The organism is Mixta mediterraneensis (genome assembly GCF_030283135.1).
In the GTDB taxonomy this organism is placed as follows: domain Bacteria; phylum Pseudomonadota; class Gammaproteobacteria; order Enterobacterales; family Enterobacteriaceae; genus Pantoea; species Pantoea mediterraneensis.
Map to the genome: position 1 here is coordinate 1 of NZ_JASUAZ010000054.1, position 21,340 is coordinate 21,340.

General features: G+C 47.8%; 20 protein-coding genes and 1 riboswitch. Of the genes, 11 read left to right on the plus strand and 9 right to left on the minus strand.

The genetic code is table 11. The features are described from left to right. The first annotated feature begins 97 nt into the window (after window positions 1–97). On the plus strand, window positions 98–2,074 hold the full coding sequence (locus QRY16_RS19525; RefSeq protein ID WP_289777737.1) for an Lhr family helicase: 1,977 nt from the start codon (window positions 98–100) through the stop codon (window positions 2,072–2,074). Between the two features lie 29 nt (window positions 2,075–2,103). Here the strand turns inward: QRY16_RS19525 and QRY16_RS19530 are convergent, their stop codons facing one another. From QRY16_RS19530 to QRY16_RS19550, 5 genes are all read right to left on the minus strand, one after another. Then, window positions 2,104–2,451: a hypothetical protein gene (locus QRY16_RS19530; RefSeq protein ID WP_289777738.1), complete on the minus strand. Its 348-nt coding sequence runs from the start codon at window positions 2,449–2,451 to the stop codon at window positions 2,104–2,106. A 1,272-nt stretch (window positions 2,452–3,723) separates the two neighbouring features. Continuing rightward, on the minus strand, window positions 3,724–4,695 hold the full coding sequence (locus QRY16_RS19535) for a ParB family protein (protein ID WP_289777739.1): 972 nt from the start codon (window positions 4,693–4,695) through the stop codon (window positions 3,724–3,726). Window positions 4,696–4,702: 7 nt separating this feature from the next. Continuing rightward, on the minus strand, window positions 4,703–5,902 hold the full coding sequence (locus tag QRY16_RS19540; RefSeq protein ID WP_289777740.1) for an AAA family ATPase: 1,200 nt from the start codon (window positions 5,900–5,902) through the stop codon (window positions 4,703–4,705). A 1,377-nt stretch (window positions 5,903–7,279) separates the two neighbouring features. Beyond that, window positions 7,280–8,209, minus strand: a complete 930-nt coding sequence (locus QRY16_RS19545; protein WP_289777741.1) for a RepB family plasmid replication initiator protein — start codon at window positions 8,207–8,209, stop codon at window positions 7,280–7,282. Between the two features lie 763 nt (window positions 8,210–8,972). After that, window positions 8,973–9,521: a helix-turn-helix domain-containing protein gene (locus QRY16_RS19550; RefSeq protein ID WP_289777742.1), complete on the minus strand. Its 549-nt coding sequence runs from the start codon at window positions 9,519–9,521 to the stop codon at window positions 8,973–8,975. A gap of 102 nt (window positions 9,522–9,623) precedes the next feature. On the opposite strand from QRY16_RS19550, the gene QRY16_RS19555 reads away from it, so the two are divergent. The 3 genes from QRY16_RS19555 to QRY16_RS19565 all read left to right on the plus strand — a co-directional run bounded on the left by QRY16_RS19555 (window position 9,624) and on the right by QRY16_RS19565 (window position 11,611). Next, window positions 9,624–10,289 carry an AzlC family ABC transporter permease gene (locus QRY16_RS19555; RefSeq protein ID WP_289777743.1) on the plus strand — a complete coding sequence of 222 codons (666 nt, stop codon included), beginning with the start codon at window positions 9,624–9,626 and terminating at the stop codon, window positions 10,287–10,289. Continuing rightward, window positions 10,286–10,609 (plus strand): AzlD domain-containing protein, encoded by a 324-nt coding sequence (locus QRY16_RS19560; protein WP_193406182.1) that lies wholly within the window; start codon window positions 10,286–10,288, stop codon window positions 10,607–10,609. Before QRY16_RS19555 ends, QRY16_RS19560 begins: the two co-directional genes overlap by 4 nt. A 93-nt stretch (window positions 10,610–10,702) precedes the next feature. Beyond that, window positions 10,703–11,611: an alpha/beta hydrolase gene (locus QRY16_RS19565; RefSeq protein ID WP_289777744.1), complete on the plus strand. Its 909-nt coding sequence runs from the start codon at window positions 10,703–10,705 to the stop codon at window positions 11,609–11,611. Between the two features lie 100 nt (window positions 11,612–11,711). Here the strand turns inward: QRY16_RS19565 and QRY16_RS19570 are convergent, their stop codons facing one another. Continuing rightward, a complete protein-coding gene (locus QRY16_RS19570) occupies window positions 11,712–11,870 on the minus strand; it encodes a hypothetical protein (RefSeq protein WP_193406180.1) in 159 nt (52 codons plus the stop codon). 385 nt (window positions 11,871–12,255) lie between these two features. On the opposite strand from QRY16_RS19570, the gene QRY16_RS19575 reads away from it, so the two are divergent. Next, window positions 12,256–14,403 carry a M60 family metallopeptidase gene (locus QRY16_RS19575; protein WP_289777745.1) on the plus strand — a complete coding sequence of 716 codons (2,148 nt, stop codon included), beginning with the start codon at window positions 12,256–12,258 and terminating at the stop codon, window positions 14,401–14,403. Between the two features lie 393 nt (window positions 14,404–14,796). Here the strand turns inward: QRY16_RS19575 and QRY16_RS19580 are convergent, their stop codons facing one another. Then, complete coding sequence (locus tag QRY16_RS19580) at window positions 14,797–14,934, minus strand: hypothetical protein (protein WP_193406178.1); 138 nt, start codon at window positions 14,932–14,934, stop codon at window positions 14,797–14,799. A 65-nt stretch (window positions 14,935–14,999) separates the two neighbouring features. Between QRY16_RS19580 and QRY16_RS19585 the strand changes: the two genes are divergently transcribed. The 6 genes from QRY16_RS19585 to QRY16_RS19610 all read left to right on the plus strand — a co-directional run bounded on the left by QRY16_RS19585 (window position 15,000) and on the right by QRY16_RS19610 (window position 19,914). Further along, the gene (locus QRY16_RS19585; RefSeq protein ID WP_289777746.1) at window positions 15,000–15,617 is read left to right on the plus strand and encodes a TetR/AcrR family transcriptional regulator; all 618 of its coding nucleotides are present in this window, start codon (window positions 15,000–15,002) and stop codon (window positions 15,615–15,617) included. A 57-nt stretch (window positions 15,618–15,674) separates the two neighbouring features. Then, the gene (locus QRY16_RS19590; RefSeq protein ID WP_289777747.1) at window positions 15,675–16,544 is read left to right on the plus strand and encodes an alpha/beta fold hydrolase; all 870 of its coding nucleotides are present in this window, start codon (window positions 15,675–15,677) and stop codon (window positions 16,542–16,544) included. 241 nt (window positions 16,545–16,785) lie between these two features. Next, window positions 16,786–16,905, plus strand: a riboswitch (TPP riboswitch). 139 nt (window positions 16,906–17,044) lie between these two features. Continuing rightward, complete coding sequence (locus QRY16_RS19595; protein ID WP_193406176.1) at window positions 17,045–17,974, plus strand: FAD-dependent oxidoreductase; 930 nt, start codon at window positions 17,045–17,047, stop codon at window positions 17,972–17,974. Further along, window positions 17,974–18,171 carry a sulfur carrier protein ThiS gene (gene thiS, locus QRY16_RS19600; protein ID WP_193406175.1) on the plus strand — a complete coding sequence of 66 codons (198 nt, stop codon included), beginning with the start codon at window positions 17,974–17,976 and terminating at the stop codon, window positions 18,169–18,171. Before QRY16_RS19595 ends, thiS begins: the two co-directional genes overlap by 1 nt. 3 nt (window positions 18,172–18,174) lie before the next feature. Continuing rightward, window positions 18,175–18,933, plus strand: a complete 759-nt coding sequence (locus tag QRY16_RS19605; protein ID WP_193406174.1) for a thiazole synthase — start codon at window positions 18,175–18,177, stop codon at window positions 18,931–18,933. 9 nt (window positions 18,934–18,942) lie between these two features. After that, window positions 18,943–19,914, plus strand: a complete 972-nt coding sequence (locus tag QRY16_RS19610; protein ID WP_289777748.1) for a HesA/MoeB/ThiF family protein — start codon at window positions 18,943–18,945, stop codon at window positions 19,912–19,914. Between the two features lie 61 nt (window positions 19,915–19,975). On the opposite strand, the gene QRY16_RS19615 is transcribed toward QRY16_RS19610, so the two are convergent. Continuing rightward, complete coding sequence (locus QRY16_RS19615; protein ID WP_289777749.1) at window positions 19,976–20,380, minus strand: ASCH domain-containing protein; 405 nt, start codon at window positions 20,378–20,380, stop codon at window positions 19,976–19,978. A 78-nt stretch (window positions 20,381–20,458) separates the two neighbouring features. After that, window positions 20,459–21,013, minus strand: a complete 555-nt coding sequence (locus tag QRY16_RS19620; protein WP_193406171.1) for a DsbA family protein — start codon at window positions 21,011–21,013, stop codon at window positions 20,459–20,461. Between the last annotated feature and the right edge of the window lie 327 nt (window positions 21,014–21,340).

Sequence of the window (21,340 nt, forward strand, 5' to 3'; positions counted from 1 at the left end):
GTAAAACACTAATCTCCACTCTGGTCTCCAATGTCATCATTGGCAGTGCCTTAAAACTGCCATTTTTACCCTAGGTGGGTCAGATTTACATCGGCAGGTGGGCCAGTTTTACATCGGTAGCGACAGTGTTGAGCAGGAGTTGCAACGTATTGCAAAAGATTATCAGGCTAGCGGACACGAAGGTCTTGCTGATCTGTTGCGCGAACTGGGGCCGTTATCGCTGGCAGAAATTGAGGTGCGCTTCACCGACAACGATGAAGCTACTGCCAGTCTCAAAACGTTGCAAGACACGCAACGGGTAATCAATGTAAAAATTGCCAATCGTTCACGCTGGGCGGCCATTGAAGATGCCGCTCGTTTACGTGACGCGCTGGGTACGTCATTGCCCGCTGGTATCCCAGCGGCGTTTCTCCAGTCAGTAGCACATCCATTGCGTAATTTAATCAATCGCCATGCGCGGACGCATGCTCTGTTTACCACGCGCGACGTTGCAGAGCGTTTTGGCTTGGGTGTTGCGGTTGTCAACAATGAGCTGGAGCGTCTGCGCGAACAAGGTAAAGTGCTTAAAGGGGACTTCGGATTAGCGGGTGATAATACCCAGCAATGGACCGCAGAAGAGATTTTTAAGCGGCTGCGTATTCGCTCTTTGCGAACGGCCCGTGAAGCCACACGGCCAGTGGCACATACAGCGTGGGTGACGATGTTGCTCGAAAGACACGGACTTATCAACGAAGCGGCGAACCAGATTTCTGTAGATAAAAATCAGCCGTCGCAGGGAAACTATGAAGGGATTAACGGGGTTGCGCGCGTGATTGAACAGCTTGCCGGTGTCGCGCTGCCCGCTTCATTATGGGAATCGCAAATCTTACGTGCACGCGTACGCGACTATCAGCCTGCAATGCTTGATGAGCTACTGGCAAACGGTGAGGCAGTCTGGTGTGGTCATAAATCCCTTAGCAATAATGATGGTCTGATTTCCCTTCATCTGACTGAATTCGCCAGCGAGACGCTGCCTGTTGTTGAACAGGGAAAAGAGCTGAGCTCGTTGCAGCAGAGCATTCTCGACATGCTGTCAGAGGGCGGCGCCTGGTTTGGGCGAGAAATCTTGTTGCGGATGGAATCGCAGGCAGGTGTCGAATCGTCACAGATTTACGTTACGCTTTGGGAACTGGCATGGATGAGGTATATCACCACGGATACGTGGATTGCGGTGCGAGCGCTAATCGGCTCGCCGGTTTCGCAACGCTCACGCCCCACCCGCACGTTGCGCAGCCGGCGGACGCACAATTTCAGCGTGAAATCGCCAACCCGTAGCACCTCTGGTGCGAATACCATTGCTGGTCGCTGGACATTATTAAAACGTGAAGCCATAACAGCCACTGGCCTGGCGCTGGCTCTGGTTGAAAATATGCTGGATCGCTATGGTGTGATTACACGCGGTAGCGCAATAGCCGAACAAATTCCCGGCGGCTTTCCGGCGTTACAACCCGCATTACGTGGTTTTGAGGATGCCGGGCGTATACTGCGTGGCCGCTTTGTCGAAGGTTTAGGCGGGTCGCAGTTTGCCGATAATTTTACCATTGAACGCTTGCGTGAGCTGGCTGAGAATCCGGCAACAGAACGCTCCACCGTGGCACTGGCAGCAATGGATCCGGCCAATCCTTTTGACGCAACGCTTAACTGGCCGCCTCATATTACAGGTGCACGCCCTACACGTCGTAATGGCGCGCTGGTGGTGATTGCTGCGGGTGAGCTATTGCTTTATCTGCCACAAGGCGGGAAGGACCTGCTTACGTTCACCGAAGATCATGAACTGGCAGCGGAAGGAATCATCGCGCTTGGTATTGCACTAAAACGCGAAAGGCAGCTTAGCTTTACCTTAGAAACGATTGATGCCAAACCCGTCGGAAATTCACCCTTATTATCCACATTGCGCGCCGCTGGATTTCTCGCGTCCCCCGAGGCGTTAGCTGGGATGGCTAAACCGATATGGCTGATGTACTCAACGGCTGCCCTCTGGGGATCAATGGAAGAGCTGATGACTATGAAAACCCAACAAGAGGTTTTATTTTAACCTACTGATGTTGGGTTCCTTTGCTGCTATTACCGCACCGATTCTTCATCGTTATCGTTTAGTTCATGCAATTGAAACTGTTGTGAGGGCACCGATTCAAGTTGTTCACTGTAATCAGCACTCACATCCGGCAAGCTGGTAAACTGCCCATCAACAAACAGAAAGCTCAGATGCTGCTTAATATCGTCAAACATAGCTTCGACAGTTTTAGCCTGCTCACCATGCTGATCGTTACCATCAAGCTGCCAGTGAAATTTCCCTTCCACTTTGTCTGCACTGCCAATATCAACCACGTGACCATCGATATTTTGCACCAGCAAGCGTGGCTCACAATAAAACAATCTGTAGGGCATTAAATCGCGTTTGTTTTCTGACATATTTTTGCTCCCTTGAGAATGTAGGCGATCTTTATTCATATCAAAACTAACAAGAATACGCTTTAAGGATAGACGCTATGGCCATCCAGGCGATGCAGTATAAGCCGTCATAAAAATTATTTCGCTTCAGCCATATCTGAATGTCGGATAAGGGATCGGCATCTCAGATGGGTTATTTATTTTTTACAAGGTTTAACCACTTTCACCTTCACCATTTTTTGACAACCATCCTCAGTTAAAAGATTTAACTTTCTGTTTCTTATTATCAGAATCCCACGTTAAGCATCAGGAACTTCATCTGTATGCAAGTCTGTGGCTTGCCACCTGAGCAGATTTACTCCCGGCGTTGCGATGCATAAGGTTGAATTAGAGGACGCTGGGCAGGTTAAGCCGTTTATGGCTAAAAACGGTAGAAGCCGTTATTGCCATATGCGCTTTATTAGCTTCTTCATTCCTCCCATACAAGACAAATCTCTTTGCTTATGCCCCCATTTTTACTGATTACAGTGGATGCCTCAGTTTTTTGCTTGTATTACATCGTTGCTGTGTTATCAGACATCGCTGAGTATGATGACGAGGGTTCGAGAAAAAGCGACGATACAGGAGGGATAGGAGCCAAATGTGGCATGCGCTAGCGTTTTTATTATATCCAACCTGTTGGTGGCTTTGATTACCCGATCAGGTTTAATGTGCCATAAATGAAAGCGGGGTTATTGACAGTAGCGTTTGCGGCCAGGCATAAATATATTTATCTAAAAACGCCATTTTTCAGGACGCTTATACCCTGATTCAACAGTCTCTTCAATCTTATGGCATATCATGTATCGGCGGTTTGTTAATATTGACCTGCTTTAGCGGGATATGATGGGAGTTGACGGATGGCTATCGCTTAGGCTTAAAAGGTATTTTTGGCGATTTCAGGCTGAAATCGCCAACGTGTTTGTGACCGAGGCTTTAGGATTATCTGACTGCGAACAGGTAAGAGTTCGGTTCAAAATAGCGGCCCTAAATCAACCTGAATGGATAGCGAATTCCAGTGGTAAAATCAAGGGATTTCAACGCTAACTTATTGAATTTTATTGGTTTACTCATGTAAAGAACCTATTATTCTCTGGCGATTTCAGCCTGAAATTTCGGCAGATTCTGCGTTTCCCTAACTAAAAATTAAAACAGTAGAGATTAAGCCGCAGTAGCAAAAAATCATATTTACATTAATCACATATAAAAAAGGCCTGAGAATAAATTCTCAGGCCCTTCGTCACCCTATCCGCGTTAATTACCAAGATATTTACTTAACGTCTCAGCGATAACCTTATCTAACTCTTCCTGCAGCTCTTTAGACTGACGATTGAATTCGTAACTGAACATACGTCCACGAGATTTTTTCCGTGCAAAACGGTCTTTATCCGCGAAAGGCCATAGGCTTGTTGAGATCGTTTTATCCTTTTCAGGTTCTTTTATCAGCGTCTGGCTGGCATTCCGAATTAAACGTAAAATATGATTTTTAACTTCATCTTCGGCCAGTTCTTCCCGAGCACAAATGATATCAACTTCTACTGAAATGCTGTCTATTAGCGCCTTCACCGATTGACCGGTTTCGTTTAGCTTATCGGCTGCCTGAAGCAATGCTTTGTAATCGGGATAAGTTAATTCAGAGTGATTTGGAAAAAGAGAGATGAGATCGGCGGGTACACTTGCAGCCTGTAATGCACGCGTTACCTTTGCCTGAGATAACCCCTGGTTTTCTGCGATTTCTTTTTGTGAAAGTCCACCATCTTTTAAAGCCAGCAAGCGTATACCGACTTCACGAAGGTTATGTTCACGAGCAGTTTGAATATCCTGTGCTAATCGGCGCGCTTCATCAGCAGTAATGTCAGCATCAGTCACTAAAACATCAAGACCCGTTTTACAAAAAATCGCAGCTGCACGACGACGAGAACCATCCAAAATCTCAATTTTATCCCCTTGCATTACACCTATCGCCGGGAAAAACTGCTGCAGCTTAATAGTGCGAATAATGTCGCGCAGAGAATCCGGCGTTAAACCAGCCTGGTCGCGACCATTTGTTTCCATCACCACAAACGTTTTTTCTTCAACCTCATTTGCAGGGATACGTTCAGCGCGAAACAGAGCGCGTTTTCCCGTTGACAGAAAAAATATTTGTGAAGGAGACTCTGCTTTTCCTTCTGTTTCTAAAGGAGTCTGGCTGAAGGTTCTGCCAATTGTGATTCTTTTTGCGCTCATAGAAACCTCAGTTCAGACGGATAAATTCGATACGATCAAATACAGCTTTCGCAAAATCTTCTGCCGCAGAACGCGCATTTTTTAATGCTTCGCTACTGCCGACATAGGTTGATGGATTTGCTGATATCACGGTATCAAATGATTCGCCACAACGTTCAAAACCGTCAAGGCGGGGAAGGGCGGCATCCAACATATCACCACCAAAGATTTCCTTAGCGAGACTGTGACAAAGTTTATGGTCAGCTTTATTGGAGAGCTTAGACATAAAACCGATATTTCCCTGCAAGCGACAAGTTGCGCCAGATCCTTCAATAATGTCGATAAGTTCAGGCAAACGCGTCAGGTATTTAAGCGTGGAATGGAAATCAACTTGCGCAGGAGGCACCGGGGTCATCAACAAATCAGAGGCAGCGATAGCATTTTTTAGAAACGCATCTAAATGTGGCCCACTATCAATAAAGATAAAGTCATAATCTTTTTTAAGTTTAACAATGACATTGTCATATAAAACAGAATGCACATTCTGGCCGGGCAGATGCTCCGCGCAAAGCTCATCCCACCGTGATGCAATAAAGGCATCGTCAATGGATGCAGGTAAAACATGCACGCCGGGAATGATAGAGGGAACAATAAATTCATTTAGCAATTCTTCACGACTCACGTTTTGTAGCATTGCCTGAGCGGCAGTAGCTTCCACTAATCCGACCGACCGTTCGTGGTTTAAAAACATAGTGGCGGATGACTGTGGATCGAGATCGATAACAAGTATTCGCAAATCTTCAAATAAAAGATGGGGATGAGCACGTAGAGCATGTGCTAAAGATACTGTCGAAACAGTTTTAGACACTCCACCTTTCAGGTTACCTACAAACAGTGTGTAAGCCTCTGAATGGCGATCACGATACTTCGCAACACCGCGATGATGGTAAATATCGATAATATTCTCAATCGACATCGCGTACTTTACGGATGTTCCCGCTGCGCGCTTATCAAATTGATATCCATTCTCTTCCATTTCATTTACTGCATAATCAACACTAGCGCGGGTTAATTTAGGTAACTTAGCAAGAGCGGCTTTAGCGTAAACCTGATAGTACGTGTTTTCGTGTAGCTCTTGTTTTTGGACCTGAATTTGTTCGGTAAGGCTTAACAACATCCGTTCTGAACGCTGAGCAACCTTCATAACCTGCTTGTCATCGTTAGCCATACTTACTCCACAGATGTAGGATTTACGTCTTTATACCGAAATCCTGCTCATGAGGCAATTATTAATCCTAAACATAAAAAAGATAGTTACCGTCTTTATATTTATTTATCCGCAAGTTAATTACATGATTGACTGTAAACAGCAAAAAATGGCCGTTTTTTGACCCTTTTATGTAAACGTTGACTGTAATCAGCTTCCGATAAGAAGAGCATATGAACTCAGCCATTCACTGTAATCAGCAAATCCAAACGATTCACTGTAATCAGTATTGCGCGACAGAAATTTAAACAACACAAAGCACGACAATATCGACCATTCACTGTAATCAGTAAAAAACAGAGCTGTGAAACCAAAGAGGTGAGGAGCACTTGGTTTAGATAAAGAGCTAATTAAACGTTCACTATAAGCAGTAGATGTTCTGGATGAGGAGGAACCTCAACCAAAATGTTTAACATTCAGGCAGGATCGTTCACTGTAAACAGTAAACAGCCAGGCGTCCTCCTTAGTCGTCCACTGTAGTGAGTAAAAGAGCGACCCCTTAGCGACGAACGTTCACTGTAGTCTGACACTGCATCGTAAAACACCGCAGCGTTCACTGTAATCAGTAAGTTTTACCTTTATATCGCAACGTTCACTGTAATCAGTAAAAGCTGATCGGTGGCCGACAACATAAAAATCATTACCTGAACCGTTCACTGTAATCAGTGACTCATTCACTATAATCAGTAAAAATCGCGGCTATCGCCACAGGCATACGTTTCTGCTCAGGCACACCAGCATCAGAATTCCCTATCGTAAAACATCCGCATGTTACCCGATTGCAAAGAGGTTCACTGTAATCAGTAACCTCATCGATAACATTCACTGTAATCAGCAAATCATCTGACCCTGTCACTTTTTACTGATTACAGTGAACGTGAATCTTCAAATAAGTATGGGAAAGACAACCGTTCAGGTTATTTTGTGAAAAACTTTTATATTCAAAAGGTTATAAATATAATTTAACAATTCTTATTGTCGGATACCCGCTCAACATTCACTATAATCAGTAAGCAAAAAGCACCGAAAGAGAGAGGAAGATCATTCACTGTAATCAGTAAAAGTTTGCCGCCTTGATATGCATCATAACCACAGGCTTAAAATAGTGAGTGTTTACTTACTATTAAATGCCTGAATAAAATAGTAATTAAATGAAAGCGGCGGGTAGGGGCTACGCAGAGTTTTATCCAGACACTACTGTTTATAGTGAACACCGCTGATTACAGTGAACCAAAAAGTGACTGAATACAGTAAACGGCAATGGAAAAAGAAGACTGTCACTTTTAGCAGGAAGTGACAGCGCAACGTAAGTTTTACTGATTACAGTGAACGCGCGACTTATTCTTCAAACTCGATATCATCAAGCGCGTCAATGCTCTCAAGGTTGCTGATCCCATCAAGTTTTGGCGTTCTGCTATGAATAATAAAGAAAACTGAACGGCCACGTTTTACTTCAGAATAATCCAGATAGCCGATTTCTTTAAGCTGCTCCATTGCCCGTCTTACTACATGATTTTGCGTGGTGGTTTTAGAGCCCAGATTGAGGCGCATACGTAACCGGGCAAGAGAGATTGGGGCAGGGTTGGTAGGAAGGCTCTCCAGGAAAGTATAAAGCGCCTGGGCAGACTCTTTACGTTTAAGGCGAGAAATAGCCCTCAGCTGCAGTAAAACTTTATGGTCGAAGTTGTAGAGCTCAAATAACTTGGGATCGGCCTGAATTCTGACAATATCTTGTTCGCGATCGTAGTAAGCAGACTGGACCAAGTGAGTATGATAAGCCTTCCCGTTACCTTCAAAAGATAAGGTGTTAGTCGCAATACGACGAAGGGATGCATCCAGCCGTTTACGTAACGCTGCGGAAGAGTTGGCTGAAGGAATGCCGCACATCTTCACAAAATCAATAAACGGCAAGGTTACGGTATCGCCTTTAGTGGGATAGCGCGAAAAAGACTGAATGATGCCAGCCCAGGTTTTGAAATCATTGTCCATATCCAGGCGAGCACCTGTGATAGTAATCTTCTCATAACCTTCAGCTTTCACCAGTGACAAATTTTTTAACTCTTTGGTTGCATCGGTAGAAGCCATCGCGCCCGACTTACCCCGCGCTGTGGATTTCAGCGTCGGAACAAACAGACCAAGTCGCATTAAAGCAACAGGTTGAACGGTATTATTTTTGTTCGGATGAAGCTGAATAACTTCGCCACTGTTTTTAGTCACCAACAGAAAAGGTTCAAGTAACGCTTTGTTTTCACTGTCTTTATCTGCCATAGCGTAAGGTCTTCATTCTGTGGATGAAAAGAGTCGGTTTCTGATTACAGTGAACATTAGCACTGTTTACAGTGAACATTCTACTCTCTATAGTGAATAAAGTACTGATTACAGTGAATACTTTACTGATTATAGTGAACGCGATCACCTTCTCAGCCCTTGTCTGGCGCGGCCTGCAACGATCGGGGATCTCTTAGGATCTATAAAGGATCTGTATAGGATCTTTTTAATAGGATCTAATCACTGTATAAGTGGATAACGTTGTTAATTGCTTAGCAGGTGTTGCCGTTAACAACAGCACACATCCATAATCAATTGCGTTACGATCCGAACTATCACAGCATTTCTGAAAGATAGAAAAATTATTTTTGACAGGGTTAACATCAATAAAATCCCCCGCCCCTGACATTGATTCAGTGCAGATCAAACTTTTCACAGCTGAATCAGCCTTAGTCCAAAGAGTGATACATAAGCCCACCATGCCAGTAGCTGGCAGAAAAATACACGTATTCGCTCTGTTCTGATAACGCCGAAAAGCTTCTGACATACCCATTTTGGCTAATCGATGACACATTTTATTTCTGAAAACGGCATATCGCTAAAATTATTGGCCCTGGTACAGTGAAAGAAGAGGGCATCAGAACGACAGAGACCAAGGCCAGAAAATTCCTCGGTTGCCTTTAAAAAGTCCTGCTATTGAATTAAGAGCGGCGATAGTATCGGTTAACGTACAGCTAAAGGTATCGAAACCGTTGCCAGATGACTAAATATGCTCCATCACCAGAACTGCCAGCGTATCAGGTTCCAGCGCACGGAAAATATGTTCTTCATCACCTGAATAGCTGATGTAATCGCCCACTTCCAGTTCAACGGGTGAATCAACTGGCCCAACCAGAGCCCGACCTTGAGTCAGAATTAAATGTTCAATCGTGTTGGGTGGATGTGGTTGCGAAAGACGTTCGGAGCCAGGCTGGATATGCAGTAAATATATATCGCGACGCGCCCCTGGCGGACACGTTGCCAGCAAAACAGCCTGATAATCTGCCTGCTTCGCGCTGACGGTGGGGCCTTCGCCACGGCGGATTATCTGCATCCTGTTTGCTACTGGCTCCATCAACCGGGCAAACGGGATGTTTAACGCTACGCATAGTGACCACAACGTTTCAATGCTGGGATTACCGTTACCCGCTTCCAGTTGCGAAAGTGTTGATTTGGCAATTCCGGCTCGGCGTGCGACTTCTGCCAACGACAAACCTGCACGCAGACGTTCGCGGGTCAGGCCGCTGGCAATAATGCTAATGGGTGTCGTCACTTTTACTCCTGTTCACTAAAATGAACATAATGTTCGTCTTGTAATACTTTTCACCGTTGTTCATTATAACGGATAAATTGTTCGTTATGAGATGAAATTGTTATGTTGCCGCAAAGAGGAATATTGGGAAAAGGCGTAGTTAAAGCCATTTTTCTGGTTTGCATTGCAGATGGCATAGTTGGCTTATCTTACGGTTCTTTAGCAATAGCTGATGGATTTCCACTTTGGGTGCCGCTGTTCTTGTCCACACTGGTCCTGGCAGGCGCATCAGAATTTTTATTTATCGGTATTGTTGCCAGTGGCGGAAGTCCTTTCACGGCGGCGGCGGCTGGATTGTTAGTGAATGCACGCCATCTTCCTTTTGGCATAGCAGTAAAAGATCTGGTCGGGCGCGGTTCGCGTGGACTGTTGGGATGCCACATTATGAACGATGAAAGCGTAGTGTTTGGCATTTCTCAGCCTCAGCCTGCGCAACGGCAAGCAGCATTTTGGCTTTGCGGTATTGGCATTGGATTGATCTGGCCGATCAGCGTTATGACCGGCGCGTGCATTGGCCAGTTTATCCCCGACATTACAATTATTGGGCTAGATGCGGTGTTTCCTGCCATTCTCATTGCTTTAATCTTCCCGGCATTGCGCCAGCGCCGCACGCGTATTCCGGCATCAACCGGGGCGTTATTGTCACTGATTGCCACGCCATTTGTTCCCGCAGGTATGCCAGTACTGTTTTCGTTATTAGGTTTACTGACATGGAGAGCACGCAAATGAGCGAGAATGGGGCGATCATTGCCGGAATTGGCCTGCTGGCGGCAGGAACTTATTTAATTCGTTTTGCGGGAGTCAGGCTTGGTAATCGCTTACCAATTAGCGAGCGCACGCAAAGCCTACTTTCAGATGCGGCAACAGTTTTGCTATTGGCCGTTGCCTCTACATCCACGCTATTTGAAGGGCAACATTTCGCTGGCATGGCACGCGTTCTGGGTGTTTTATTCGCGATCTTTCTTGCCTGGCGAAAAGCGCCGCTCATTATGATTATTATTGGGGCGGCAATGATGACGGCGATATTGCGTTATCTTGGCGTACCATAAATTCCACATAAATAGCGGGATTTTGTCGCCGGAGAAATTTGTTAGGATGCAAGTCAATTAAATAATAACGAATAATCTCAGGCCTCTGAACTTATGTTTAAAACGGTTTTGGTTCTACGCACAGCTAACCTATTACGACTGTTATCGCTGGCTTTTCTCCTCTCCACAACTTCCGCTTTAGCCAGGCCTGATCTTAAACCGTTGGGCAAAAATATTGCTGATAAAGGATCTGCCTGTTATCAGTTTGAAAGTCATTTATTCACTTCGGCTGACGGAAAACGCCGCTACAAAGTATGGATCGGCATTCCTAAAAAAACTTTGCCAGCGGCGGGTTATCCGGTCCTGTATATGCTGGATGGCAACGCAGCGATGGCGCGCTTGTCAGAACCAATGCTATTGCGGATGAGCAAAGGATCACTTCCCGTGCTGGTGGCGGTCGGTTATGATACCGATCTGCCATTTGATGTGATTGCACGAAGTTACGATTACACGCCGCCGGGCGCGGAGCGGATAAATGAACCGCGGATGCGTGGTCGAAAAGGAGGCGGAAGTCATCAATTCCGACAACTTCTGCTGGAAAAAATTGTGCCTTACGTTGAGGAACGTGCGCCCAGTGATCCTCAAAAACGCGCTATCTGGGGGCATTCTTTCGGCGGCCTGTTCGTACTGGATTCCTTTTATAATACCGCATGGTTTCATGATTATTTTGCGGCTGCGCCATCATTAAGCTGGGGCAGGCAAAGGATCGTTGCGCTGGCGAAAGAGAGCGATCCGGCACATTTGCAGCACAAATCGCTTTATCTGATGGAAGGTGATGGTGTGACAGAGCAACGCAAAGGATTCGCGTCTGACCTGAAAGATGAAGAAAGTCAGCTGAATCAAATCCTCGAACAAAAGGGCGTCGATCTCCATCTGTCCCGTTACCCGGGTCAGACACATGGACAAATTTTTCCTTCATCGCTGACAGATACGCTGCGTATTATGTCAAATACAGCTCAGTGATACCTGCATCGCATCATTCGCGTTACCCGGCAATATATAGTCGGGTAATTATTAACTCAGCATGTTATGAACGGCTTCACAGCCGCAGGGCAATCAACATTCAAAACATCAGCGGACAATAAGCGAGTCGCGTTTCTTGCTGTGTCAGCGTCTCTGTGCGCTGTTGCTCAGTATTAGGGTCGTGGTAGCGGACGTTCAGGCTGGTATTACTGACGCCACGCACCAGCCGGAAACCTGTTATCGAGGTTTCTTCAGGCAACCTTCTGGCATTTCACCGCCTGTTACTGTCCGAGACTTTTTAACCCAGAGCTTTTCTCCGACTGTCGCTATGGATGCGGTAGCGATGTGCATCAGGGCTAACGGCAGCGCCATGTTTCCGGACCTGACACTCAGCAGAAGCTGACAAATATTTCACATCCATTGCGTCTTTTTTCCACTTCCCGGCCTCATTGATATTCCCGCAGGCCCACAGAGGACAGCGGTATTGGCATGGTGTGAGTGAACAGAGGGAGGCGGACCTGCCTGTAAACATTTCCACATTTTATCTGCCAGGGAAAATCTTAGCTAACACAGGCACATTCTTAAAATTAAATTGTTTATATTGCTGTAGAAGGATTTCAAAATGTAAAAAATATAAGGACTTTATGAACAGACGTACTGTGTTTTCTTATTCCGTATTGGCCGCATCCATTTTTTTAACGCTTCCTCCTGTTGTTTCAGCGGTAACACCCGATGCGCTAACGCAATCTACCAAAGCCGCGCTGGAAGCTCCTCGCCAGTTTAAACTTGAACAGCCGGGATCGCCGGGAGAACTACGTAACAAACAACAGCGTGGATTTGACCAGACGCCTTTGCAATCGACCGGATACTGGGTAAAAAAAGGGGATGTCCTCACTATTAACGCTGATTATTCTGGCAATGCATCCCCTTCACTGGAGGCATTTATAAGCGTCCCGCATGACAGGACGTACCAGTACAAGCACGCTCAGCGGCAAAAACTGAATCGTGGTTTAAATACTGTATCGGTAACGCAGGATGGCATTCTGTATATCGCTAATTTCAGTAATCCCATCCAGAGCGATATAACGATTAATTTACAGGGTGGAAGACCTTTTCCGCGTTTTATCCTGAATAAAAACAGCAAAAGCGACTGGCAGGGTATGCTGGCAGATCCGGAAATGAAAGCCTCTCCGTATGCTGAGCTGCTGAGCGACAGGATGATGATTACCTTACGTCGGGATAAGGCAGAAACCCTGATTAAGGATGGCAATCCTGTCGGTATGCTTGAAACATGGGACAAGATTGTATCCTGGGCTGAAGATCAGTATGGGCTGTCGGCCACTGAGAGCAACAGTCTGCATCGTCGTATTCCGCACCGTTTTCATTTTTTAGATGGTATACCACCTAAAGGGGTAGTGAATGATGACGCTTGTAGTGGTGCGCTGAATGCCTGGTCCTGGCGTATACAAAGTTGCACAGAGAACGGTATTAAAGCTGCGGTGAATGAGCAGACTCTGCGAAGTGATGGCTGGGGCCCCTGGCATGAGCTTGGGCATCATTTCCAGATGCAGACTCAAAAATGGGACGGCATGACCGAGGTAACCGTCAATTTAACCTCTCTCTATGTACAACGTGAGCTGGGTAATCTTCCCCGCCCTGAGGTGGCAGGAACCTGGGATAAAGCGTTCAAATACTTTGAACAAGCGCAGCGAAACTATCATGAGCAGGAGTTACACCTTAAGGCTGCTATGCTCTGGCAGTTGGATCTCACTTTCGGCAAGGATTTTTATGCGCGCTTAGGAAAAGTGTATCGTGAAATGCCGAAAAATGAACAGCCAGCCAGCTCAGACGCCAAAATTCAGCGCTTTATTTTAGAAACCAGCCGGCTTTCAGGCTATGACCTCACACCGTTTTATGAAAAGTGGGGACTGCCGCCCGCCCAAACGACCAAAGATCACATTAAACAGTTGTCGTTGCCCTGGATGACCGATCCTATCTGGGAAAACCGTGACAGCAACATCAAATTTGATTATTCACAGGCGCAAAATGTATCAGCCCCTACGGTTACCCTAAGCCGCGCCACGATTGATGCTATCAGTACAGTTGGCACCAGTTACAGCTATAGCGTCAGCGCAACCACAAACCAACAGGATGTGACGTATAAATGGGAGAGGATAGCCGGTAACGATCGCATTACAGCCCGCACACCAGATGCTGCCAGAACGGATATTGTGATACCGGCTGGCTTAACGGACACCGAGGCTTCCTTCCGCTTAACGGCTACGAATAAAGCGGGTAAAACAGGGGAAGCGCTGATTAAGGTGACGGTCAGTGCGCCACAGGTGGTCGTCACTGGCGATCATCAAATGGAAAGCAGCAAGCCCGTGGTTTTAAAAGCGAAAGCCAATTTTGACTACAACCAGGGAAACATTCACTACCAGTGGTCCCTGAGCAAAGACGGCCACACCATCCCTGACGGAATTAGCCTGAACGGGCAAATCAAGGCCGGACTGAAAGCGGGTCATTATCTCGCCCATGTGACTGCCGAACTCTATTCAGGCCACCGTCGTGCAGAAATGAGTCACCACATTGACATTACGGGTGATGATACCGCTGACAACAATTCATGGAAGCAGGAGAAAACCTATCCAAATCCCTGTGTGAAGGTGACTTACAATGGCAAAACCTGGTTGAACGGGTGGTGGACCGTAGGGGATAAACCAGGTACGGGAGATGAATGGGCTGTGTGGCGCGAGCTGGGTGCCAAAAACATGCACGCCGCTTGTAAATAATAAAACGTTGCATACCCGTTCATCCTGTCTTCGCGAAAGGCGCGTCTGATATTCTTTACTGGACTGCGCCTTTCTGAATTTACTGGAAAGTGTGAAGTGATTAACAGAGATTGCCAAATCAACAGAATGACTCTCGCGAGATTCCATTTAATTATTTGATTATATAGGGTTTTATCTCTGGCGGTTTGCGCTTTCCGGAATTTTTATCCCACATAATATTGCGCCTCCCTTGATGCTTTGAAATCGACAAACATCCTGTCCGGCATGGGTATCGGTAAATCCTTCGGACGTTTAAATGCAAAAGACGCATGAAAGCGTACTTTTTGCTGTTTTTAATGGTTTGCAGTATGAAACGATCACCCGCTTGCAGTTCACGTCAGTCGCTGTGGCGATTCAGTTAGCCAGCAGAAACATACTTAACGTGATTTTGATATCGGCCTTCATCTCGCTCTCGGTGAAGGTCAGTTCTCTACATTGGGTGAAGCGCAAATCTGGCTGACTGAGCAGGCGCGGCAACAGGATTTGCTGCACTGCTCATTCCTCGCTTCACTTCAAGCGTATTTTCCGCTAGCTTATAGGAAATGATCATTTCCTAAGTGAGCGAACTGTTGTCCAGACAAATCCTTGCCAAATACCGTGGTCGGCCACGCGAATTCCAGCTCGACGAAGTACTGGATCGAGCAATGCTGGTGTTCCGTGAAAAAGGCTTCCATGCCACGTCGATGGGTGATCTCAGCGAGGCCATGCAGCTCACCACGGGCAGTATTTACAAAGCCTTCAGCGATAAACGCCAGTTATTTGCGCAGGTATTTGCACGCTATCTGTCGTTGCGTAATGGCGAGCTACGCACCCGGCTGGAATCCGGCAAGACAGGTTTCGCCAGGCTTGAGGCTCTTCTGCATTTTTACGTCGATTCGGTACGAGATCTTGAAGGGAAGCGCGGCTGCCTGGTGGCGGGCAGCGCAGTGGAACTGCAGACGCTTGAGGAGGATCTTGCCGAGGCGGTAAGTGAAGCGATGACGCGCAATTTGCAAACTCTCACTTTGCTCATTCAGCAAGGACAGCAAGATGGCTCGATCAACGCTGAACTCAATGCAGATGCAACGGCCTCGCTGATGTTGTGTATCGTGCTTGGCATGCGCGTAGCAGGGAAAATTGCGCCAACACGCCCTGATGAAACTATCGTGCCGCTGGCGTTAAAAATCCTCAGCTAAAAATTTTTCCCCTAATAGGAAACGATCATTACCTAAATAATATTCAGGAGAAAGCAGATGAAAGATGTCATTGAGCACCAGCGAAACTTTGCTCTGGTTAACCATCAGCGCCTGCATTACCTCAGCGCTGGTGAGGAGAATGCTGAAACCGTGGTATTGCTGGCGGGCTTTCCGCAGAGCAGCTTCGCCTGGCGATTTGTCATTCCGAGATTAGCGGAAAAATTTCACGTGATTGCAGTCGATTTGCCGGGGCAGGGTGATTCCGACTTACCGGTCAACGGCTATGACACTGAAACCGTGGCGCAGCTGATCGTCGCGTTACTTCAACAATTGAATATCACCCGTTTCAATCTGGTGGGTCACGATATTGGCGCATGGGTCGCGTTTCCGCTGGCCGCTCAGTTTCCCGACAAGGTAATAAAGCTGGCGCTGCTGGATGCAGGTATTCCCGGTATTACATTGCCAGATGCATTGCCGATCGCGCCGGATAAAGCCTGGAAAACCTGGCACTTTGCGTTTCATATCGTCAGCGATCTGCCGGAAATGTTAATCAGCGGACGGGAATCGATTTATCTTGACTGGTTTTTGAAACGTAAAGCGAAAAACCCGGATATTTTTGATGAAAAAGTCATGGCCGAGTATTTGCGTATTTTTTGCCGCCCTGGTGCACTACGCGCCGCTTTAGCGTTTTATCGTTCGCTGGCGCAATCCGCCGAACAAAACCGCGCTCGCCTGAAAGAGAGAAAACTTACTGTTCCGCTGTTAGCGGTGAGCGCCGATCAAGGATCAATCCCGGATATGGCCACGCCGTTACGCGCATTTGCCAGTCAGGTTGAAAGCTTAACCATTGCGAATAGCGGGCATTTTATTCCTGAAGAACAACCCTCACTATTAGCCGACGCGTTACAGATATTTTTTACGGCATAAAATGGCTGCGTTTTGTTCAGTAACAGAAACTGATCTCTGGCAGCGCATTATCGAATCGGCAGTTTATTTGCAGAAGCGCAGCAAAAAAGCCATTGAAAGAGGCTGCGCGTTACTGCAAAAGTGCATTCGACGGTAGGTTCATCGTCCCTGTGAGACAGGCTTCGCACAGGAAGTCGCAAACAATGCACGGGAGATATTTCCCTGCATGTACTTGACGAATCCGCGCCCTTAAAATACAAATAGAACCTGTCAGGGGAGTCTCGCCAAAGAGACTGAGAGGCTAATAGCGCAGCGCGCGGCTTAGCGACCCTTAGAACCTGACCCAGTTGATACTGGCGTAGGAAGACTCGGATTTCATTGTTTTGAAATCCTTGCTGCAAGGGCCGTAATGTCTTGCTCCTGCTTTTCCCTTTCTTGTATCACGGGTCTTCGCTGTTAAATGACGAGGCCAAAGTGATGATCTCTCTCAATCAAACTGCTTCGCTAGCAGAGCGCGTATTATGAGCCGTTGGTCGGTACTGGGCAGCGGTGTTTCAGGATTGTGTGTCGCAACGCTGTTAGCCGAACGTGGTGAAACGGTTGATGTAATCTGCAAAGATGAATGCTGCCCGGCGTCACACTGGGCGGGCGGTATGCTTGCCCCATGGTGTGAAGCGGAAAGTGCGCCGCAAGCCGTTATCGACTGGGGACAGCATTCTGCCGCGTGGTGGGCAAAACGTGTTAATGGCGTTGAGCATAACGGCACGCTGGTGATCGCACCGCCGCGCGACAGTCAGGAGCTAACACGCTTTGCTAAAATGACCTCGGAACATCAATGGGTTGCGCCTGGCGACATTGAACCTGCGCTGGAAAATCGTTTCGCACGCGGTTTGTACTTTGCCAGTGAAGCCCATCTTAATCCCCGGCATGCGATGCAGCAGCTGCGTGAAAAACTCCTTCAGTCCGGTGTTTCTTTTCACAGCGGCAAAGCCAGCGGGCAAATTATTGACTGCCGCGGGGTCCATGCCGTTCAGGCGCAGCCCGAACTTCGGGCGGTGCGCGGCGAAATGCTGATCCTGCAAAGTAATGAGGTACAGTTTTCACGCCCGGTACGGCTGCTCCACCCTCGTTTTCCATGCTATCTGGTGCCGCGTGCGGAAGGGCGCTTCATGCTGGGCGCCACTATGGTAGAAAGTCATGATGACAGCCCCATTAGCGCTCGTGCCATGATGGAGTTGCTCAGCGCAGCCTACACCATTCATCCAGCCTTGTCTGAAGCCCGTATAGTTGAAAGCGGCACCGGTTTGCGTCCTGCTTATCGCAATAATCTGCCAGAAGTTCGCTACGAAAATGGCCTGTTTTATGTAAATGGTATGTATCGTCATGGCTTTTTGCTGGCACCGATAATGGCCGAAAAACTGATGCAGCAACTGACCCAGGAGAGTAGGTAATGCGTATTCATCTCAATGGCCGCACGATTGATACTGAAGCCAGCACGCTGGCCGAACTGCTGCGTGAACAGCAAATTGATGCCAGTTGCGTTGCCAGCGCTATCAATGGCGAATTCATTCCGCGTTCGCAATATGAAATACAGAAAATCGCAGCGGGCAGCCAGTTAGAAGTGTTGTCGCCAATGCAGGGAGGATAAGTGATGTTTTATGATTTTCAGCCACAGTCGCGCTTTTTACTGGGCACCGCCGGGTATCCTTCGCCAGAAATTTTACAGCAGGCGATTAATGCTTCAGGAGCCGAAATCATTACCGTTAGCCTGCGTCGCGAAGGCAACGCGGGCGGGGCCTTTCGGGAGTTGCTTAAGCAGCTCAATAAGCGGATTTTACCGAATACCGCCGGTTGTCATACGGTCAAAGAAGCGGTTACCACGGCGCAGATGGCGCGTGAGCTGTTCAACACATCCTGGATCAAGCTGGAAGTGATTGGCCACGCTGATACGTTGCAGCCCGATCCCTTTGCGTTAGTGGAAGCCGCTCGCATTCTCTGTATGGAGGGTTTTAACGTTTTCCCCTATACCACTGAAGATCTGATTCTGGGTGAAAAGCTACTGGAAGCGGGCTGTGAACTGCTGATGCCGTGGGGAGCGCCAATTGGTTCTGGTCAGGGGCTGCGCAACATTGAAGGGCTGCGCTCAATGCGCGCGTGGTTTAAAGATATTCCACTGATTATTGATGCAGGTATTGGCGCGCCAAGCCAGGCCGCCCATGCGATGGAGTTGGGCTTTGATGGCATTTTACTGAATACCGCTGTCGCCAAAGCGGGCGATCCGGTGAGTATGGCTGGCGCCTTCGCTTCGGCAATTGATGCCGGGCTGATTGCGCAGCAGGCTGGCATGATGCAGCGGCGCGAAATGGCTGCGGCTTCTACGCCGATTTTTGGTCTGGCCCAGCTCAGCTAAGGATAAAAGATGGATCGTTATCAGCGGCAAACAATGTTGCCAGAGATCGGAGAAGCAGGCCAGCAGCGTTTAGCCAGCGCGCGCGTGCTGGTGGTTGGCGCAGGCGGACTGGGTTCCACACTGCTCCCGTTACTGGCTGGGGCGGGGGTTGGATTTATCCGTCTTTATGATGGCGATGTGGTCGAGTTGCATAATCTGCATCGACAAACGCTGTTTGGCATGGCGGACATCGGTGAGGCTAAAGTAATTTGCGCCCAACGCGCGTTAGCGCAGCGTAATCCCGAATGCAAAGTAGAGGCGGTTCCTGATGCGCTCAGCGCCAGCCGGTTAGCAGACGCGTTAGATGGCATCGACCTGGTTATTGATGCAGCCGATAATTTTGCCATCACTTATCAACTGTCTGATAGCTGTTTTCCGCGCCGTGTTCCCCTGGTGTGCGCATCAGTTTTGGGGCGACAAGGCTATGTTGGGAGTTTTTGTGCAGGCGCGCCAAGTTATCGCGCTCTGTTCCCACAATTGCCTGTCGCATCCGCGAATTGCAATACTGCTGGCGTAATGGGACCTGCGGTAGCCACGCTTGGTGCGTTACAGGCACAAATGGCCCTCAGCATATTGCTGCAGCTCGAACTTTCTCCGCTCGGCTGCATGATCAATTGTGATTTTGTTGGCTGGCATATGCGCCAGTTTCGCTTTGAACGTGCGGAAGAGCCGGAAAGTCCAGGATTCGCTTTTATCGATTCACATCAGCTGAATGATGACGACTGCATCGTCGAACTACGCAGTGTTGAAGAAGCGCCGGTCAGTATTGCCAGCCGTGTGGAGCGTGTGTTGCCCGAACAGCTCGTCAACTGGCAACCGCCGATCGATCGGCGCATCGTGCTGGTCTGTGCCAGTGGCCTTCGTGCTGCACAAGCAGCCCGCGCACTGGAACAGCGAGGCGTTGCTAAACTGGCACTGGTGGCGGATAACAGAAAGCGCTAATACTCCACCGGTAATATAACCAGCACAGGCCATTAGCGTCTTATCAATCCCTATGGCCTTTCTAAATCACTTCCACTAACTGGAAAGTCTCAAATATAAGCTCCATGTCAGGCTGAAAATAACCTTCCTGCTGGAAAAAACGTTGATGCTCGCGCTTCCAGTGATCAAGGCTGAGATCGCCTTCGCCCTCCAGCATGGCCATTTCTGGCGTAACGCGATCAAAACGCGTCAGGAACAGGCCAGTAGTACGAATCACACATACCGGCTGATTTTCACCGTTGAGGATAATGTTATAGCCGCCTGGCTGTGGTTTAAGCGCATCCGCGTTCCACGACTGTAAAGAGCCGCAACTGGCAACTTTTTTACCGGCAATCACCAGGGCAGCTAGCTGATTAGCTAATTCTGCTGAATCACCAAAAGGCCAGGCAAGCGCGTTGGGGTATTTGATTTTTAATTGTTCGAGCATCAATGGCGTCACCCTATCTTTAATGTCAGGACAAGAAGGAAAATGTCCGCCGTATCATTTACAGCGGGCAAGGGCTAATTATGCCAGGATGCGTCTGGCCCAGTCAGCGATATCATCACCACTGCTAATGTCCGGTTGCACTAAGCCGTTAATCATAAAGGTCGGTGACACATGGATACCGTTCTGACGCGCATATTTGCAATGCCACTTAATCTCAGTTTGCAATTCGGGCCGGGCAAAGGCTTCACAGGCATCAATGCCGCTATATGCTTTCAGACGCGCCACGATCTGATTTGGCGTGGCATCCATATTGGGGCCGCTGCAATGATCGGTAAATTCAAACTCTTCACGACGATCGGCAACCGCTTTCATCACCGCTTTCGCCGCGTCTTTACCCTGTAATGAAGCCGCCAAAATGTAGCGTACAATGACGCCAGAAAACATATGCCAGGGCTGAGACTGAAGGCGAATTTTCAGTGTCATCTTGTCTTCCCCGACTTCGCTTAGCAATGCGTCAAATTTATTAAAGGCGCGTACAGAAAAAGGGCAGGTAGGTTCCAGAAACACTTCGAATACCCTGGGACCGTGTCCCCAAACCAGCGGATCGGTAGTTAACGTGGCATTCTGACTCATGATGATCCCTCTCAGACGTGGTAGTAGGCGTGCAAAGGAAAAGACAAATGTTAGTTGTATCAGGTTGTTAAGTTTACCGCTTAAATGTTACAAAAATTAAAGTAAATACCTTTCCCTTACTAAAACTCAGGTTTAATACAGGACAGAAGGCGTCAAAAATCGGTAAACTCAGCGGATTCAAATTTATGCCCCGGCATCCCCTGGGGAATCCCCAGAAATGTGCGGGTGAAAAAAGACAGGCATAGAGTTATGTGATCTACTGATTGTGCCAACAATTCAATGAGATCACCTCTATGCCTGCCCATCAAGTATGCCAGAAATTTTTCC

What these genes read in the sequence shown, in the direction of transcription:
- QRY16_RS19530 (WP_289777738.1), bottom strand. Translation starts at nt 2,451, where the DNA reads ATGTCAGAAAACAAACGCGATTTAATGCCCTACAGATTGTTTTATTGT.
- QRY16_RS19535 (WP_289777739.1), bottom strand. Translation starts at nt 4,695, where the DNA reads ATGAGCGCAAAAAGAATCACAATTGGCAGAACCTTCAGCCAGACTCCT.
- QRY16_RS19540 (WP_289777740.1), bottom strand. Translation starts at nt 5,902, where the DNA reads ATGGCTAACGATGACAAGCAGGTTATGAAGGTTGCTCAGCGTTCAGAA.
- QRY16_RS19545 (WP_289777741.1), bottom strand. Translation starts at nt 8,209, where the DNA reads ATGGCAGATAAAGACAGTGAAAACAAAGCGTTACTTGAACCTTTTCTG.
- QRY16_RS19555 (WP_289777743.1), top strand. Translation starts at nt 9,624, where the DNA reads ATGTTGCCGCAAAGAGGAATATTGGGAAAAGGCGTAGTTAAAGCCATT.
- QRY16_RS19560 (WP_193406182.1), top strand. Translation starts at nt 10,286, where the DNA reads ATGAGCGAGAATGGGGCGATCATTGCCGGAATTGGCCTGCTGGCGGCA.
- QRY16_RS19565 (WP_289777744.1), top strand. Translation starts at nt 10,703, where the DNA reads ATGTTTAAAACGGTTTTGGTTCTACGCACAGCTAACCTATTACGACTG.
- QRY16_RS19575 (WP_289777745.1), top strand. Translation starts at nt 12,256, where the DNA reads ATGAACAGACGTACTGTGTTTTCTTATTCCGTATTGGCCGCATCCATT.
- QRY16_RS19590 (WP_289777747.1), top strand. Translation starts at nt 15,675, where the DNA reads ATGAAAGATGTCATTGAGCACCAGCGAAACTTTGCTCTGGTTAACCAT.
- QRY16_RS19595 (WP_193406176.1), top strand. Translation starts at nt 17,045, where the DNA reads ATGAGCCGTTGGTCGGTACTGGGCAGCGGTGTTTCAGGATTGTGTGTC.
- thiS (WP_193406175.1), top strand. Translation starts at nt 17,974, where the DNA reads ATGCGTATTCATCTCAATGGCCGCACGATTGATACTGAAGCCAGCACG.
- QRY16_RS19605 (WP_193406174.1), top strand. Translation starts at nt 18,175, where the DNA reads ATGTTTTATGATTTTCAGCCACAGTCGCGCTTTTTACTGGGCACCGCC.
- QRY16_RS19610 (WP_289777748.1), top strand. Translation starts at nt 18,943, where the DNA reads ATGGATCGTTATCAGCGGCAAACAATGTTGCCAGAGATCGGAGAAGCA.
- QRY16_RS19615 (WP_289777749.1), bottom strand. Translation starts at nt 20,380, where the DNA reads ATGCTCGAACAATTAAAAATCAAATACCCCAACGCGCTTGCCTGGCCT.
- QRY16_RS19620 (WP_193406171.1), bottom strand. Translation starts at nt 21,013, where the DNA reads ATGAGTCAGAATGCCACGTTAACTACCGATCCGCTGGTTTGGGGACAC.